The 16,113-nt window shown below is 70.8% G+C and carries 15 protein-coding genes; 3 read left to right on the plus strand and 12 right to left on the minus strand.

All coding sequences use genetic code 11. The features are described from left to right. Window positions 1-38: 38 nt before the first annotated feature. Both FXO23_RS06400 and pdxH read right to left on the minus strand, forming a co-directional pair. Window positions 39-1,319 carry an MFS transporter gene (locus FXO23_RS06400; protein WP_158881797.1) on the minus strand — a complete coding sequence of 427 codons (1,281 nt, stop codon included), beginning with the start codon at window positions 1,317-1,319 and terminating at the stop codon, window positions 39-41. Between the two features lie 156 nt (window positions 1,320-1,475). Beyond that, window positions 1,476-2,168: a pyridoxamine 5'-phosphate oxidase gene (gene pdxH, locus FXO23_RS06405; protein ID WP_158881800.1), complete on the minus strand. Its 693-nt coding sequence runs from the start codon at window positions 2,166-2,168 to the stop codon at window positions 1,476-1,478. A gap of 227 nt (window positions 2,169-2,395) precedes the next feature. On the opposite strand from pdxH, the gene FXO23_RS06410 reads away from it, so the two are divergent. After that, on the plus strand, window positions 2,396-4,087 hold the full coding sequence (locus FXO23_RS06410; RefSeq protein ID WP_158881802.1) for a purine-cytosine permease family protein: 1,692 nt from the start codon (window positions 2,396-2,398) through the stop codon (window positions 4,085-4,087). A gap of 61 nt (window positions 4,088-4,148) precedes the next feature. Here FXO23_RS06410 and FXO23_RS06415 read toward each other — a convergent pair whose 3' ends face one another. Beyond that, the gene (locus FXO23_RS06415) at window positions 4,149-4,838 is read right to left on the minus strand and encodes a TetR/AcrR family transcriptional regulator (RefSeq protein ID WP_158881804.1); all 690 of its coding nucleotides are present in this window, start codon (window positions 4,836-4,838) and stop codon (window positions 4,149-4,151) included. Between the two features lie 106 nt (window positions 4,839-4,944). Here FXO23_RS06415 and FXO23_RS06420 point away from each other — a divergent pair, with 106 nt between their 5' ends. Continuing rightward, complete coding sequence (locus FXO23_RS06420) at window positions 4,945-6,156, plus strand: lipase family protein (protein WP_158881806.1); 1,212 nt, start codon at window positions 4,945-4,947, stop codon at window positions 6,154-6,156. 139 nt (window positions 6,157-6,295) lie between these two features. Here the strand turns inward: FXO23_RS06420 and FXO23_RS06425 are convergent, their stop codons facing one another. Genes FXO23_RS06425 through FXO23_RS06450 form a run of 6 tightly spaced genes read right to left on the minus strand, consistent with a single transcriptional unit; the run spans window position 6,296 to window position 10,717 of the window. Further along, a complete protein-coding gene (locus FXO23_RS06425; protein ID WP_158881808.1) occupies window positions 6,296-7,027 on the minus strand; it encodes an urease accessory protein UreD in 732 nt (243 codons plus the stop codon). Beyond that, entirely contained in the window at window positions 7,024-7,719 is a 696-nt protein-coding gene (gene ureG, locus FXO23_RS06430; RefSeq protein WP_158881810.1) for an urease accessory protein UreG, read from the minus strand. The genes FXO23_RS06425 and ureG overlap by 4 nt, the downstream gene beginning before the upstream one ends. Next, window positions 7,709-8,395 (minus strand): urease accessory protein UreF, encoded by a 687-nt coding sequence (locus tag FXO23_RS06435; protein WP_158881812.1) that lies wholly within the window; start codon window positions 8,393-8,395, stop codon window positions 7,709-7,711. Before FXO23_RS06435 ends, ureG begins: the two co-directional genes overlap by 11 nt. Then, entirely contained in the window at window positions 8,395-10,113 is a 1,719-nt protein-coding gene (locus tag FXO23_RS06440) for an urease subunit alpha (RefSeq protein ID WP_158881814.1), read from the minus strand. The genes FXO23_RS06435 and FXO23_RS06440 overlap by 1 nt, the downstream gene beginning before the upstream one ends. Further along, a complete protein-coding gene (locus tag FXO23_RS06445) occupies window positions 10,110-10,406 on the minus strand; it encodes an urease subunit beta (protein WP_158881816.1) in 297 nt (98 codons plus the stop codon). The genes FXO23_RS06440 and FXO23_RS06445 overlap by 4 nt, the downstream gene beginning before the upstream one ends. Window positions 10,407-10,414: 8 nt before the next feature. After that, entirely contained in the window at window positions 10,415-10,717 is a 303-nt protein-coding gene (locus FXO23_RS06450) for an urease subunit gamma (protein WP_158881818.1), read from the minus strand. Window positions 10,718-10,968: 251 nt separating this feature from the next. Here FXO23_RS06450 and FXO23_RS06455 point away from each other — a divergent pair, with 251 nt between their 5' ends. Next, window positions 10,969-12,120, plus strand: coding sequence for a citrate synthase 2 (locus tag FXO23_RS06455; protein ID WP_179956700.1), 1,152 nt, complete (start codon window positions 10,969-10,971; stop codon window positions 12,118-12,120). Window positions 12,121-12,178: 58 nt separating this feature from the next. Here FXO23_RS06455 and FXO23_RS06460 read toward each other — a convergent pair whose 3' ends face one another. Genes FXO23_RS06460 through FXO23_RS06470 form a run of 3 tightly spaced genes read right to left on the minus strand, consistent with a single transcriptional unit; the run spans window position 12,179 to window position 16,075 of the window. Next, the gene (locus tag FXO23_RS06460; protein WP_158882419.1) at window positions 12,179-12,787 is read right to left on the minus strand and encodes a TetR/AcrR family transcriptional regulator; all 609 of its coding nucleotides are present in this window, start codon (window positions 12,785-12,787) and stop codon (window positions 12,179-12,181) included. Window positions 12,788-12,804: 17 nt separating this feature from the next. Further along, window positions 12,805-14,532: an SDR family oxidoreductase gene (locus tag FXO23_RS06465; RefSeq protein WP_246256985.1), complete on the minus strand. Its 1,728-nt coding sequence runs from the start codon at window positions 14,530-14,532 to the stop codon at window positions 12,805-12,807. A gap of 31 nt (window positions 14,533-14,563) precedes the next feature. Beyond that, entirely contained in the window at window positions 14,564-16,075 is a 1,512-nt protein-coding gene (locus FXO23_RS06470) for an MFS transporter (protein ID WP_158881820.1), read from the minus strand. Between the last annotated feature and the right edge of the window lie 38 nt (window positions 16,076-16,113).

The following is a 16,113-nucleotide window of genomic DNA, read 5'->3' on the forward strand; positions in this document are numbered from 1 at the left end:
CCGCGGTGAAAGTACCGGTTTGGGGTGCGAACGAGTGGTTATCCAACCGGAACGCGGTATCGCCAGAACGCGGGCAGCAGGATCACCGCGACGATGACTAGGACAATCACCAGCACCCCGCCCCCGGTGGCCGCGGCGGCGGTGCCGACCCCGGCGGCGGCCCAGCCGTGCGTGAGATCGGCCAGGCGCGGGCCGCCCGCGACGACCACGGTGAACGCGCCCTGCATGCGGCCGCGCATCTCGTCGGTCGCGGCGGTCTGCAGGATGGCCGTGCGGTAGACGGCGCTCACCATGTCGGACGCGCCGCCGAGGGCCAGGAAGACGACCGCGAGCCACAGTGAATCGGCCAGCCCGAAGCCGATCACCGACGCGCCCCAGGCGCAGATCGCCACGGCCACCGCGACGCCCTGCCGCTTGACGCGGCTCACCCAGCCGGAGAACAGGCCGATCACCATCGACCCGACCGGGATCGCGGCGAACAGCCAGCCCAGCGCGAGCCCGCCGCCGTGCGGGTCGCCGAAGGTGCGCTCGGCCATCTCGGGGAACAGGGCGCGGGGCATGCCCGCGACCATCGCGATGACGTCCAGGATGAACGAGGCGAGCAGGACCTTCTGGGTCGCCATGTAGCGGAAACCGTCGAACACGTCCCGCAGCCCGGCCCGGCGGACCTGCCCGGACAGCGGCGGGAGCGGGGGCAGCCGCCAGACCGCGTAGAGCGCGGCGAGCAGGGCGAACGTGTCGATCAGGTACAGAGTGGACAGTCCGAGCACGGGCATCAGCGAGCCGGCGGCCATCGGGCCGAACACCGCGCCGAACGCCATGACCGTGCTGCCCAGCGCGCTCGCCGACGGGAGCAGTTCCACCGGGACCAGGCGGGCGATGACCGCGCCGCGGGTCGGCATGTTGACCGCGTAGAACGCCTGGTTGAGGCCGAGCAGCGCGAGGACGAGCCAGACCGAGTTGATCCCGAGGAACGCCTGCAGCCAGAGCAGCGCGGAGATCACCGCGACCCCGGCGTTGCTGACCAGGAGGAGTTTGCGGCGGTCGACGGTGTCCGCGATCGCGCCGCCCCAGAGGCCGAAGACGAGCAGCGGGACCAGGGCGACGATGCCGGTCAGGCCGACGTAGGCCGACGAGCCGGTGATGTCGAAGACCTGCTTGGGCACGGCGACCGCGGTGAGCTGGCTGCCGATGCCGGTGACCGCGGTGGACGCCCAGAGCCGCCGGAACGCCGGGATCCGCAGTGGCCGGGTGTCGGCCACGATCGACCCCAGGACTCGGCGTCTCGGTTTACTCTCCGTGTCGACTTCGGTAGCCACGACCAACTAGCTTAGCGGCGCTAACTATCCACTGGCGCGTGATTTTCCTCGCCGGGCGCGATAGGAAGGGACCTTTGCTCTCGAATAACCGGAGTAAAGGTCCCTCGCTCCCGCCAGACCGGAGTAAAGGTCCCTTCCTGCCGCCGCGCGAGCAGGTCAGGGGGCGACGCGTTCGATGTGCCAGCCGTCGTCGTTGCGCACGTAGCGGAGCCGGTCGTGCATGCGGTCCTCCCTGCCCTGCCAGAACTCGACCACGTCGGGCCGGATCCGCCACCCGCCCCAGTGCGGCGGGGGCGGGATCTCCTCGGCTTCGGCGAACCGGCGCTCGATGGCGTGCAGCGCGTTGTCCAGGGCGCGGCGGCCGTCGACCACCCGCGACTGCGGCGAGGCCCAGGCGCCGATCTGCGAACCGCGCGGGCGCGAGGCCCAGTAGGCGGCGGTCTCCTTCGCGTCGACCTTCTCCACCTCGCCGCGGACGTTGACCTGGCGGTGCAGCGGGTACCACGGGAACGTCACCGACGCGTACCGGGTGACGGTCAGGTCGTGGCTCTTGTTCGAGGTGTAGTTGGTGTAGAAGACCACGCCGCGCTGGTCCAGACCCTTGCACAGGACCGTGCGGGAGGACGGGTGCCCTTCGGGGTCGGCGGTGGCGAGGACCATCGCGTTCGGTTCGGCGATGCCCGCGGAGATCGCGTGGTCGAGCCAGTTCTGCAACTGCTCGGTCCAGGTATCGGCCAGGGACGACTCGTCGAACGCGGCACTGTCATAGGCCACCCGCATGCCCGGTAGCCGTACGGCCACATCGGACACACCGTTCGCGTTCTCAGCCTCCGACCGGCTCACTGTCATCGCCAACCTCCGCGCCCGCCTCCGGGATCTCCGATTACCGGCTTATCCAGCCGACGGTAGGGCCTGCGAAGCGGCGGGGGAACCACCTGGATGGTGACAACCACCACCCTGTTGACGCACCGGAAGCCGCCAGAAGTTACACAGCGCTTACCTGCGGCCGTTCCAGGTGAAAATTTCGGTTCCTAGCGTCGCGCTGCTCCCACCCCTGCCGGAGAGCTGGAGGCAGCATGACGGACACCCTGGAGAACGCCGACGCGGTCGGCACGCGGCCGCCGAAACGCAGGTACGCGCCGCTCGCGGCGAACGAGAACCGCGAGGACTACTCGCTGCGGTTCGCCGCCCATTCCTTCCGCCGGTGGTCGCCGTTCGTGGTCGCCACGACCGCGCTCGGCGGCATCGCCTACCTCGCCGACTTCGCGATCGGCGCGAGCATCGTGCTGTCCTACGGTTTCACCTCGGGCGTGCTCGCCATCCTCGCGGCCGCGGTGGTCATCTTCGGGACCGGCGTGCCGATCGCCTCGGCGTGCGCGCGGTACGGCGTGGACATGGACCTGCTGACCCGCGGCGCGGGATTCGGCTACTTCGGTTCGACGCTGACCTCACTGGTCTACGCCAGTTTCACGGTCATCTTCTTCTCGCTCGAGGGCTCGATCATGGGGCAGGCGTTCGAACTCGCGCTGGGCATCCCGCTGCCGGTCGGCTATCTGCTGTCCACTTTGCTCGTCCTGCCGTTCGCGCTGTACGGCATGGGCGCGGTGGCCAAGATGCAGACCTGGACCCAGCCGCTGTGGATCGCCGGGCTGATCCTGCCGTTCGTGGTCGTCGCGATCCGCGAACCCGGCAAGTTCGCCGAGTTCGCGTCGTTCGGCGGCACCGAGGGCGCGGGGTCGTCGTTCTCGGCGATCGGGTTCGGCTTCGGCATGGGCGTCGCGCTGTCGCTGATCGGGCAGATCGGCGAGCAGGCCGACTACCTGCGGTTCATGCCGGAGAAGACCGACGGGAACAAGCGGGCCTGGTGGGCGGCGGTGCTCGCGGCGGGCCCGGGCTGGGTGGTCCTGGGCGCGCTGAAGCAGATCGGCGGCGCGCTGCTGGCGTTCCTCGCGCTCGGGGTGGTGGGCAAGACGCACGCGCTGGAGCCGATCGCGCCGTACCTGGAGGCGGTCAAGCCCGCGCTCGGTCCGGTCGCGCTGACGTTCGCGGCGCTGTTCGTGGTGGTGTCCCAGATCAAGATCAACACGACGAACGCGTACTCGGGATCGCTGTCGTTCGCGAACTTCTTCTCCCGCGTGCTGCACCGGCATCCGGGGCGGGTCTGGTACGTGCTGGTGAACTGCGGGATCGCGCTGGCGCTGATGGAGTTCGGGGCGTTCGCGTTCCTGAACAAGATCCTGGGCTTCTATTCGAACGTGGCGATCGCGTGGATCGGGGCGGTGTGCGCGGATCTGGTGATCGCCAAACCGCTGGGGCTGTCGCCGCGGTACATCGAGTTCAAGCGGGCATACCTGCACAAGATCAACCCGGTCGGGTTCGGGTCGATGGTGATCGCGTCGGCGGTGTCGATCGCGGCGTACTTCGGGGCGTTCGGGCGATTCCTGGCGGCGTTCAGCCCGCTGCTGGCGATGGTCGTCGCGGTCGCGCTGGTGCCGACGCTCGCGGTGCTGACCAAGAGCAAGTACTACCTGGCGCGGCCGAACACGCTGGCCGGGCCGGATTCCGGCGTCGAGGACCTGCGCGCGACCTACGAATGCGCGGTGTGCTCCGACGCGTACGAGCTGCCGGACATCGCGGACTGCCCGAAGCACGGCGGCGCGATCTGCTCGCTGTGCTGCACATTGGACAGCACCTGCCACGACCAGTGCCAGAAACCGGGCTCCGCCCCGGTCCTCCTCCCCACCCCGACCGTCCACCGCGCGACCTGAGGCCCGAAAGTGCGCGCACTTTCGGGCAGGCGGGACCGGCGCTGGTCACTTCGAGGCGTGCTCAGCGCTCGTCGGGGTGAGGAGCTCGCACCGTGGGGGTTCCGGAGGGCTCGGCCCCCCGTGACGTCACAGGGCGGGTCAGGGCGGCGAGCATGTGGGCGCGGATTTCGGCGGCGATCTCGGCGACCGGGTAGGGCGGGTCGTGCGCCTGCCATTCGCGGAGCAGCCCGGTGATCGCGCCGACCAGGGCGATCGCGGTCAGCCGGTAGTCCCGCTCGGGGGCCACGCCGTGCGCCGCGAGGTTTCGCGCCTCCGCTTCGATGAAGTCGGCCCAGCGGGTGACCCAGTCCTGGTGCTGCCGCTCCAGCTCGGCGCTCACCCCGACCGCTTCCACGTAGTTGAGCCGGGGCAGTCGCGGATCGGAGGTCACGCTCGCCACGAACACGTCGAGCAGGGTGGAGATCCGGGTGACCACCTCGGCTTCGGTGAGCTCGTCCAGCGCCGCCCGCACCCGCTCCAGCGCCATCGCGTTGATGCGGTCGTGCAGGGTGAGCAGCACCTGTTCCTTGCTCTTGAACTCCTCGTAGAAGTTCCGCGTGGACACCCCGGCCTCGGCGCACAGCTGCGCGATCTTGGTCCGCTGGTACCCGCGGGACGTGAACAGCTCCAGCCCGGCGAGCAGCAGCCGCTCCCGCCGATCGGCACGGCGCTGCTCGGGCGCGACGCCGCCGTAGTTACGACCGGACGTCACCCGACCTCCTCGACAACCCCGTTTTTTGGTAACTGGGATTGCCAGATCCTACCAACCGGCCTACCTTGTGAAAATCTCCGTTACCAATCCCACCTCGGAGGCAACGATGCTTCGCCGAGCTCTGGTCCCGCTCGTGACAGCGTTCCTGCTGCTCACCGCGGGCGCGGTGCCCACCGCGCAGGCCGACGCCCGTCCGCCCGTCCCGTCGCAGGACCCCTTCTACACCCCACCCGATCCGCTGCCCGGTGCAGCGGGTGACGTTCTCCGCAGCCGCAAGGTCGACTGGCACCCCGAACCGTTCCGGGTCTTCCCCGCACCGGTCCAGACCTGGCAGGTGCTGCACCGCTCGACCTCGGCCACCGGCGAACCGAACGCGGTCTCCGGCACGGTCCTGGTGCCGCCGACACCGTGGCTCGGCAAGGGCCCGCGGCCGCTGGTCGCCTACGCCATGGGCACCCAGGGCCTCGGCGACCAATGCGCGCCGTCGTACCACCTGCGCAGCGGCACCGAGATCGAGATCGCCTTCCTCGTGCAGGCCATGCTGAAGGGCTGGGCCGTCGCGGTCACCGACTACGAGGGCCTCGGCACCCCGGGCACGCACACCTACGCCGTCGCCCAGTCCGAGGGTCGCGCGCTGCTCGACGTCGCCCGCGCCGCGACCCGGCTGCCCGAGACCGGCCTGACCCCGGCCTCCCCGGTCGGCGCCTTCGGCTACTCGCAGGGCGGCCAGGCCGCCGCGGCCGCCGGCGAACTCCAGCCCGCCTACGCGCCGGACGTCAAACTGGTCGGCGTCTCCGAAGGCGGGGTGCCCGCCGATCTCAACGAGGTCGCCAAGTTCAACGACGGCGGCGCGGCCTTCGGCCTGGTCGCCGGGGCCGCCGTGGGCTACTCGACCGCGTACCCCGAACTGCCCTTCACCGACGTGCTCAACGCGCGCGGCAAGGACCTGGTCGCGAAGGTCAAGGAGTCCTGCGTGGTCGAACTCGGCACCGCGGCCCCCTTCACCAAGCTGAACGACCTCACCACGAAACCGGACATCATCAAGGATCCGCGCTGGCAGGCCCGCCTGGCCGAGAACCGGCTCGGCGACCGCAAACCCGGCGTGCCGATCTACCTGTACCACGGCACGCTGGACGAGCTGATTCCCTTTGCGGGCGCGGAAAAGCTCAAGGCGCGCTACTGCGCACTGGGCACCCGGCTCGAATGGCAGCCGGTCCCGCTCGCCGGGCACATCGTCGGCGTTTCGGTGTGGGGCACCAACGCCCTCAACTGGCTCGGCGACCGCTTCGACGGCAAACCCGCCAAGACGACCTGCTGACCATCGTGGGGTCGTGCCGCCGCGACACGACCCGAAAGTGCGCGCACTTTCGACACAGCCGAACGAGGCGACCCACCCGAATTTTCACCCCACAACAGGCGCCCCCGCGGGGGCGGCGATGACCAACCGGCCGGAACACTCACGACCCCCGATGGCAGGCGAGGGCGGTGGCGAGGTCCTGGGCGGCGGTGACGGCGTCCGGGGCGAGGGCGGTGGCCAGGGCGCCCCCGGCGGGGAGGGGGGTGACCGACCACCATTCGCCGCTCGCCGGGGGCACCGGGTCTTCGCCCGCCAGCAGCAGTTCGGTGGCGAGGACCCGGCGCCCGGCCAGGCCCGCCGCGCTCGCGTCCAGCACCGGGTCGCCGATGGTCAGGGTCTGGTGCAGCACCGGGATTCCCGCCCGGGTCACCCGCTGCGAGGTGGTCAGGCGCCCGGGCGGTTCCCCGCTGCGGCCGAGGACCAGCACTTCGCGGGCACGCAGCCGGGCGCCGCGGTCGAGCGTGGCCGCGAACTCGGCGGTGTGCCGCGCCCGCCGGGTGACCACCGTGGGTTCCGGCAGGTATTCCAGGTTTCCGCCCTCGCCCACCTCGATCGACACGACCGAACGGCTCCCGTCGGCGTGCGGGCCGGGCAGCGCCAGGGTCGCCGCGACACCGCACAGGCGCAGATTCGCGCCCGGCCCCACCCGCACGGTGAGGGTGAGCGAATCACCGCCGAGCGGGGCCGTCGCGGAATTCACCAGATGCACGGTGGCCGGGGCCGCCCGGTTCCGCTTGGGCAGCAGGGTGAGCGGCACCATCGAGCGCAGTTCGCGCAGGACGGTCCGGCCGGAGCCGTCCAGCTCGGCGGTCAGCCGGGCGTGCGCCTTCACCCCGCCGGGACCAGGGACCGCACCCAGTCCGCGACATCCGGGGCGTTCGGAGTGTCCACAAGCGACTGCTTGATCACCGGCAGCTCACCGCGCATGTGGTGCGCGTCGGAGGTCATCACGTTCAGATCGGCGCCGACCAGATGCGCGATGTCGATCTTGTTGATCACCAGGAGATCGGCGGTGGTGACCCCCGGGCCGCCCTTGCGCGGCACCTTGTCGCCGCCCGCGACGTCGACTACGAAGACCTGGCTGTCGGCCAGGCCGCGGCTGAACACCGCGGTGAGGTTGTCCCCGCCGCTTTCGATGATCACCAGCTGCAGCCCGGGGAACTTCTCCTCCAGGCGCTCCACCGCGTCCAGGTTCGCGGTGATGTCGTCGCGGATCGCGGTGTGCGGGCACGCCCCGGTCTGCACGGCCTCGATCCGTTCGGTGTCCAGCACCCCGGCCTTGCGCAGGAAGTCCGCGTCCTCGGTGGTGTAGATGTCGTTGGTCACCACGGCCAGGTTGATCTCGTCGCCCAGCGCCCGGCAGAGCGCGGCGACCAGGGCCGTCTTACCGCTGCCGACCGGGCCGCCGATGCCGATCCGGTACGCCCGCCCGTGCGTCGGCGCGGGATCGTAGCGGTCGGGTTCGGCGGCGGTGGGGTCGAAGTTCACCGCGTGGAAATGACCGTGACCGTGTTCAGCTGGCAAAGAGACGCACCTCTTCCTGGTGATGTCGTTGATGTGCTTCGGCGAGCAGGTCGAGCGCGGGCGATCCCGGCGCGGGCAGCTGCGCGGGCGCCAAGCCCGCCACGGACTCCGCGGCGATCGCGATCGAGTCGAGTTCGGGGGTCAGCGCGGCGACGATCGCGTTGACGGCGAAGGGATCCAGGCCGAGCAGGCGCACCGCGGCGCTCGCCGGGCCGCTGACCGCCAGGTACCCGGCGGCCTGCGCGGCCTCGCGCGGTGATCCGCCCGCGACACCGATCAGCGCGCCGAGGATCACCGGATGATGCGGCCGCGGGGTGACGGCGAGCAGGGAGTCCACTGTAGACGAATACCAGGCGATCCGGCCCGCCCGCGCGGTGCCCCTTCCCTGCGCGCGGGAAGCCTCCCGCTGCGCGGCCGACGGGGTGCGCGCGTCCAGTTCGGCGTCCAGCGCCGCCCAGTATCCACTGTGGACTTTCCGGAGCGCGGCATGGGTGGCGGCCGCGGCGAACACGGCGGCCAGCAGGCCCGCCGTCCGCAACCGGCCGAGCAGGAACCCGGGGAGATCCCGCTCGCTGGTCACCAGCCGGCGCGCGGCGGCCTCCTCCAGTCCGCCGGAATGCACGTGCCCGCCGCCCGGGAACCGGGAATCGGCGAGCAGGATCGCGGGGATGCCCATCAGAACAGGAAGTACCGCTGGGCCATCGGCAGTTCGGTGACCGGTCGCGGTTCGATCAGCTCGCCGTCCACGTGCACGGCGAAGCTGTCCGGATCCACCCGGATGTCCGGCAACGCGTCGTTGAGCAGCATGTCGGCCTTGGTCACCCCGCGCGTGTCGGAAACCGCCGCCAACGGCCGCGCGATCCGGAACCGGTCCTCGAGCCCGGTGCCGACCGCCTCCGGCGCCACGAAGTGCAGGCTGCTCGCGGTCACCACGGACGGCGCCGCGCCGAACATCGGGCGCGCCAGCACCGGCTGCGGCGTCGGGATCGAAGCGTTCGCGTCCCCCATCGCGGCCCACACCGGAAATCCGCCCTTGAGCACGACGTGCGGGCGCACCCCGAAGAACTTCGGCTCCCACAGCACCAGATCGGCCAGCTTGCCGACCTCCACCGAACCGATCTCGTGGTCCATCCCGTGCGCGATCGCCGGGTTGATCGTGTACTTCGCGACGTACCGGCGGGCGCGCAGGTTGTCCGCCGCGCCGTCGCCGGGCAGCGCGCCGCGGCGGCGCTTCATCACGTGCGCGGTCTGCCAGGTCCGGATGATCACCTCGCCGATCCGGCCCATCGCCTGGGAATCCGAGCTGATCATCGAGATCGCGCCCAGATCGTGCAGCACGTCCTCGGCGGCGATCGTGGTCGGCCGGATCCGGCTCTCCGCGAACGCCAGGTCCTCGGGCACGGACGGGTTGAGGTGATGGCAGACCATCAGCATGTCCAGGTGCTCGTCCAGGGTGTTCGCGGTGTGCGGCCGGGTCGGATTGGTCGAGGACGGCAGCACGTTGGGCTGCCCGGCGACCCGGATGATGTCCGGCGCGTGCCCGCCCCCGGCGCCCTCGGTGTGGTAGGCGTTGATCGACCGGCCACCGATCGCGTCCAAAGTGGACTCCAGGTAGCCGGCCTCGTTGAGCGTGTCGGTGTGGATCGCCACCTGCACGCCGGACCGCTCGGCCACGGTGAGGCAGGCGTCGATCGCGGCCGGGGTCGAACCCCAGTCCTCGTGCAGTTTGAATCCGCCCGCCCCGGCCAGCAGCTGCTCGCGCAGCGCCTCGGAGCGCACGGTGTTTCCCTTGCCCAGCAACAGGACGTTCACCGGCTGCGCGTCCATGGCCTGCAGCATCCGGCCCAGGTTCCAGGCCCCGGGCGTGACCGTGGTGGCCTTGCTCCCCTCGACCGGACCGGTCCCGCCGCCGACGAGCGTGGTCAGCCCGGCGGCCAGCGCGGTGCCGACGAGTTGCGGGCAGATGAAGTGCACGTGGCAGTCGATGCCCCCGGCGGTCAGGATCTTCCCGTTGCCCGCGAGCACCTCGGTCGACGGGCCGATCACCAGCTCCGGGGCCACCCCGTCCATGGTGTCCGGGTTGCCCGCCTTGCCGATGCCGACGATCCGGCCGTCGCGCACGCCCACGTCCGCCTTCACCACGCCCCAGTGGTCCAGCACCACGACCCCGGTGATCACCAGGTCCGGGGCGCCCTCCTCGCGCGTGGCCATGCCCTGGCCCATCGACTCGCGGATCACCTTGCCGCCGCCGAACAGCGCCTCGTCGCCGGAACCCGCGCCGCGGCTGCGGTCCTCGGTGACCTCGATCAGCAGATCGGTGTCGGCCAGCCGGATCCGGTCGCCGACGGTCGGCCCGAACAGTTCGACGTACCGCTCGCGGTCGATCTCGGTCATGCGTCCTCCCCGCGCAGCCCGGGAACGACCCGGCGACCGGCCAGCGGAACCAGGTCCACCTCGCGCTCGATGCCCGGTTCGAACCGGACGGACGTTCCCGCGGGCACGTCCAGCCGGTGCCCGCGGGCGGCTTCGCGGTCGAAGTCGAGCGCCGGGTTCACCGCGGCGAAGTGGTAGTGCGAACCGACCTGCACCGGGCGGTCGCCGGTGTTGCTCACCCGCAGCCGGCGGCGCGGGCGCCCCGGATTCAGCTCGACGGGTTCGTCGCCGGGAAGGATCTCGCCTGGACGCATGGAGCACCTCACACGATCGGGTCATGCACGGTGACGAGTTTCGTGCCGTCCGGGAAGGTCGCCTCGACCTGCACCGAATCCACCATTTCGGGGACTCCGTCGAGCACCTGCTCGCGGGAGAGCACGGTCCGCCCGCTCGCGACCAGTTCGCTGACCGTCCGCCCGTCCCGCGCGCCTTCCAGCACGTGGTCGGTGATCAGGGCCACGGCCTCGGGGTAGTTCAGCCGGACACCGCGATCCAGCCGCCGCCGGGCGACGTCCGCGGCCACGTGGACGAGCAGTTTGTCCCGTTCTTGCGGGCTGAGGTGCATGCGAAAGGTCTATCACCCGAATGCGCGCGGCGCAGGCTCTGGAAACATAGGATTTACGTAGGAAGAACCAGGACAACTGAATCGTTCTCGTAATCGTGACCGAAACCACCGCTTCTTCCGCTTGTTACCAGCGGGTTGAGGGAGCAAGGTTTGTCCCACCGTGCGAAGGGGCGCGCTAGGGCTAGGCGTGTTCACCCCGAGCCGCGCGATGACCAACTGTCGGGGAACGCGCACCGAAAGGTCTCTCACAAGTGACTACGTCAGCGCCCGTGGCCAACAGCCAGACAACTCAGCCAGCCGACGAGCCGGACGACGGTTTCCGGCCCGGCTTGGAAGGCGTCGTCGCCTTCCGCACCGAAATCGCCGAACCCGACCGGGACGGCGGCGCGCTGCGCTACCGCGGCGTGGACATCGAGGAGCTCGCCGGCAAGGTGACCTTCGGCGATGTCTGGGGACTCCTCGTGGACGGGAGGTTCGGGCACGGGCTGCCGCCCGCCGAACCGTTCCCGCTGCCCGTGCACACCGGTGACGTCCGGGTCGACGTGCAGGCCGCGCTGGCCATGCTCGCGCCGATCTGGGGTTACCGCCCGCTGCTGGACATCTCCGACGCCGAGGCGCGGGAGAACCTCGCGCGCGCCTCGGTGATGGCGCTGTCCTATGTGGCCCAGTCCGCGCGCGGCATCGGGCAGCCGGCCGTGCCGCAGACCCGGGTCGACGAGGCGACCTCGATCACCGAGCGCTTCATGATCCGCTGGCGTGGCGAACCGGACCCGGCGCACGTCAAGGCCGTGGACGCCTACTGGGTCTCCGCCGCCGAGCACGGCCTCAACGCCTCCACGTTCACCGCCCGGGTGATCGCCTCGACCGGCGCCGACGTGGCCGCCGCGATGTCCGGGGCGATCGGCGCGATGTCCGGCCCGCTGCACGGCGGCGCGCCGGCGCGGGTGCTGCCGATGATCGCCGAGGCCGAGCGGACCGGTGACGCGGCCGCGGTCGTGAAGGGCATCCTGGACCGCAAGGAACGCCTGATGGGCTTCGGGCACCGGGTGTACCGGGCCGAGGACCCGCGGGCGCGCGTGCTGCGGCGGACCTGCCGCGAGCTGGGCGCCGAGCGGTACGAGGTGGCCGCCGCGCTCGAGCAGGCCGCGCTGGCCGAACTCCGCGAGCGCCGCCCGGACCGCGCGATCGAGACGAACGTCGAGTTCTGGGCCGCGGTCATCCTGGACTTCGCCCAGGTACCGACGCACATGATGCCCGCGATGTTCACCTCGGCGCGGACCGCCGGGTGGGCGGCGCACATCCTGGAGCAGAAGCAGACCGGTCGGCTGGTCCGCCCGTCGGCGAAGTACGTGGGCCCGGGCCCGCGCAGCCCCCAGGAAGTCGAGGGCTGGGACTCGATCTAGTCACCAAGGACTTCCATGAGGGGACCCCTCCGGACAGATTTCGTCTGGAGGGGTCCCCTCATGGAACCTGGACGGCTCCGAGGAGCTCGGCGACCGTGGGGTCGTGGGCGGCGGTCGCGGTGACCATGGCGACGAGCTGGTCCACCAGCCAGGTGTCCAGGTCTTCCCGGGGCGGGGTGCCTTCCTGCAGCCAGGTGAGCAGGGAACCTTCGACCACCGCGGTCCAGCAGCGCAGGGTCAGCAGGAGGAGCGGGGACGGATCGGTGACCCCGGTGGCCTCCAGGATGAGTTCGACCGCGCGGTGGCGGACCTGGTCGACGATCGCGTTGGTTTCCGAGGTCGCGATCACGGAACCGCTGCGCAGCAAGGCGATGTAGCCCGCGCGGTAGTCACCGGCGACCTCGATCAGGCCGCGCACGGCCGCGCGCAGGCGGTCCAGCGGCGGCCCGTCCTCCCGGTGCGCGAGGCGGTCGATCAGGCCGTCGGTCACCGACCGCAGCGCGGCGACCTGGAGTTCGCGCAGGCTGGAGAAGTACCGGTAGAACAGCGGCCGGGAGACGTCCGCGCGGCGCACGAGGTCGTCGACCGAGACCTGATCGGGCGGATGCGTGCTGAACAGGTCGAGCGCGGCGGCGATCAGGTCGTCCCGCCGCGCCTCGCGCGACATCCGGCGTGGTTTGCGGGTCACCGCGGGACGATGTTCACGCGGGCGGCGGCGCGCAGCACGCCCGGGGTGAGGCGGGAAAGCACGAGGGCCGCCTTGGCCTCCGGGGTCGACGGGGCGAGCGCGGAATTCCGTTCGACCGCGCGCAGAATGTCCCGGGCGACCTTTTCCGGCCCGAATTTGCGTTTCGCGTACAGGCTGGTGCTCGATTTCTGGCGACGGCGTTGTTCGACCGCGTCCACCCCGACGAACCGGGTGGTGTTGGTGATGTTCGTGTGCACGATTCCCGGGCAGATCGCGGTGACGCCGATACCGTGCTCGGCCAGTTCGGCGCGCAGGCATTCGGACAGCATGAGCACCGCCGACTTCGTGGTGGAATACGCGGGCAGGATCTTCGACGGCAGGTAGGCCGCCATCGACGCGAGGTTCACGATCTGCCCGCCCTCGCCGCGCTCGACGAGCTGTTCGGCGAACGCCCGGCAGCCGTGGATCACGCCCCACAGGTTGACGTCGATGATCTTTTCCCAGTCCGCCAGGCTGGTGTCCAGGAACGGGCCGGACATCCCGATCCCCGCGTTGTTCACCACGATGTCCGGCACCCCGTGCTCGGCCCGGACCCGCTTCGCGAACTCCGCGACCGCGTCCCCGTCGGACGAGTCCACTGTGTACTCGGCGGCGGTGACTCCCTTGGCGCGCACCAGGTTCGCGGTCTCGGCGGCGGCTTGTGCGTTGATGTCGGTGACCACCAGGTCGGCGCCTTCGGCGGCGAACGCGAGCGCGGTGGCGCGCCCGATGCCGCTGCCCGCCCCGGTGATCACGACGAGCCGACCGGGAAAGCGGCCCGGCGGCGCGTCGTTCACCCGGGAGCGGCGCAGCGCACGCGATTCGGGGCCGCCTTCGGCGTGGTCGGCCAGTTCGGCGGCGGCGTTCGCGATCAGCGCGGGCTTGCCGCGGACGATCCAGTGCCCGCCGATGATCCGGCGCACCCGCAGATCCGGCACCCACCGCTCGATCTCGGTCTGCAGCGGGGTGGACACGAACGGATCGCGGTTGGGGGCGAGCACCTGCACCGGAATATCGGCGGTCCGCGGCGCCGGGCGGCTCAGCCGGGGCAGCATGTTGGCCCGGTAGAGCTTCATCCCGTGCAGCGCGTCGGGCAGTTCGGGGGCGGCCGCGTCCGGTTCGGCGCGCGCGATGATCCGCCGCACCAGGCCGGAACGCCAGAACAGCTCGGGAATCAGCGGCAGCTGGAAGAACGCGATGTAACCGGAGTGCAGGAACTGGGACACCGCGTGCCGCAGGCGCGCCGGGGTCGGCTTGCTCAGCTGCGCGCGGAACCAGTAGCCCGCGTGGTCCAGGCTCGGCCCGGAAATCGAGGTGTACGAGGCGATCCGGCCGCGCAGCCAGTCGCCGGTCACCGCGTGCCAGGTCTGGATCGAGCCCCAGTCGTGCGCGAGCAGGTGGACCTTGCGCTCCGGGCTGACCTCGTTCACCACCGCGGCGAGGTCGGCGGCGAGCCGGTCGAGGTGGTAGGCCGCGCGCTTCTTCGGCTTGTCGGATTCACCCGCGCCGCGCACGTCGTACACGACCACGCGGAAGCGGTTGGTCAGCTCCGCCACCACGCCGTCCCACATCGAGGAGTTGTCCGGGTACCCGTGCACGGCGACGATCGTCGGCGCGTCATCGGGCCCGGTCACGCGGACCGAGAGGCGGACACCGTCACTGGCCGTCACCCAAGTGTGAGACATGGCGTCATGTTAGACATTTTGTCAACAAGGCTCAAGACCGCTTCACCCGCGCGAACAGCAGGCCGCCGAAGGTCCAGAGGGTGTCCACCACGAAGATCACGCACCAGATCTTGTCGGCGTTGAGGAGCCAGTGCCCGCTGAAGTTCCAGTACCAGTCCCACGGGTGCGGGCCGCCGAACGCCGCTTCGATCGGCCAGCAGTAGCCGAACAGCGCGAGCGCGAACTGTCCGATGAGGAACAGTCCGAGATGGCCGATCCAGTTCCGCAGCGGCGCCGGGTTGGGCCGTTCGGGTGCCGCGGGGTCGGCAACGTTCACCGGTTCGGCGCAATCGGTCTCTTCACCGATCGGTTCCGTTACCGATTTCTCGCGAAAATCGTTTGGTTCCACGGGAAACTCTGCGATTCCGACCTTCCGCACGGCCCGGCGGACGATCATCGAACCGAACACCAGGAGCGCCGCGGCGCCCGCGCAGGCGAGCTGCCACCCGGCCCCCGGGCCGTAGAGCCACCCGGCGGCGAAGGTCCCGATCGTCGCGCCGAGCAGGGTCGCGCTCTCGTAGATCCCCATCCCGCGGCCCAGGCTCACCCCGGCCGCCTCGGCGACGATGGCCTGTTCGACCGGGATCGCCGCGGCGAACGCGGTCGCGGAGAGTATCCAGAGCACCGCGATCACCCAGGGGTTCGGCGCGAACGCCAGCGCGGCGGCGAACACCGCGCTGGCCAGCATCGCGAGCGAGAGCACCCGGCTGCGGCCGAGCCTGCGCACCACGCCGTGCAGGAACTCCGGCAGCGTGCTGTACACGATGAACCCGGGCAGGAACACCGCGGCGATCTGGCCGAGTTGCAGGTGGTGGCCGCGTTGCAGGTGCATGAGCAGCAACAGCGCGACGCCGCCTTCGGCCAGCGCGGTGATCACCACCAGGGCGAGCATCGGGCGCATTCGCCTGCCCAGCTGGGAAAACCGCGGCGCGTCAACCCTTTCCGGCGGCTTGCTCGACCGTCCGGAAAGGACAATCGCCGCGACCGCGCACGCCGCGGCGCCCAGCCAGAAAACGCCTCGATAGTCTATTTTGGACACCAGGAACATGGCCGCCACGAAGGCGATCCAGGTGCCACCGCCTTCGGCCGCGAAGAGCTTGCCGAAGGCGCCGCTGTCGTCGGCCAGCCCCTCCCCGACCCGGGCCCGCAGCGCGACCCAGAACAGCGCCCCGCCCGCGCCGCCGCAGGCCGCCGCGAGATAGGCGAATCCGACCCCGGGCGTCACCGCGTACCCGGCGAAGGACAGTCCATAGAGGACAGCGCCGAGCGCGGCCACCCGGGCCCGGTCGTAGCGATCGGCCAGCGCCCCGGCGACCGGCCGGACCGCGAACGAAACCAGGGTCTCCAGCGCGGTGAGCGAGCCGACCTCGGCCGCGGTGGCGCCCAGCTGGCTGCCCGCCCACAGCGGCAGGAAGAAGTCCAGCACCTCGGCCGGGCCCTTGGTGAGCGCGGCCGCGAGCTGGTTCTGCTCGCTCCTCCGCTTGGCGATCTCGGTGTTCCCCATGCATTCCCCCCACTTTGCGGATACGAGTGTATCCTAAA

The organism is Amycolatopsis anabasis (assembly GCF_009765355.1).
Taxonomy (GTDB): domain Bacteria; phylum Actinomycetota; class Actinomycetes; order Mycobacteriales; family Pseudonocardiaceae; genus Amycolatopsis; species Amycolatopsis anabasis.